The sequence below is a fragment of the Vibrio sp. 1580 genome (assembly GCF_033340055.1).
This window is the reverse complement of the sequence record NZ_JAWOVT010000764.1, coordinates 1-512: the sequence shown is the minus strand read 5'-3', so window position 1 is coordinate 512 and position 512 is coordinate 1. Positions and strand designations below refer to the sequence as shown.

Below are 512 nucleotides of genomic sequence, written 5' to 3'. Positions count from 1 at the left end.
GCGAAAGTTTCTCACGGCAAACATAACCTAAAGGTTTAATCCTAAAGAGAAAACTGTCAATTATGAATGTTAAAAGCCTCACAGTGATGAGGCTTTTTTTGTATCTGGAGTTGCAAATAAATTGTAAATTTGTATTATCTCGTGACTAAAAGTGCAAATAAGAATAATTAGCACTACGAATGTAACAAATGAATTGCTCAACAAGGATGCTTCAGATGAATGCAAAAACAGTATTAGTCCAATCTATTGCTGCTTCACTCCTCATTGCCAGTGGTACTACCGTTGCTGCTCAAGTAACAAAACAACAAGTTGTTGAACATTATGCAGATGTGGCTCACGCCGTATTTGCTGACTCACTGACGACGGCAAAAACGTTGGAAGTGAAAATCGATGAATTTTTAAAAGCACCATCTGAGGCAAAGCTTGAAGACGTTAAGCAAGCTTGGCTAGAGTCCCGCGTGCCATACCAACAGTCTGAAGTTTTCCGTTTTGGCAACGCAGTAGTCGACGAT

1 protein-coding gene is annotated in these 512 nt (G+C 39.5%); it reads left to right on the top strand.

The features are described from left to right. Nucleotides 1–215: 215 nt before the first annotated feature. On the top strand, nt 216–512 hold a 297-nt coding region (locus R7093_RS28265), incomplete at its 3' end, for an imelysin family protein (RefSeq protein ID WP_318147414.1).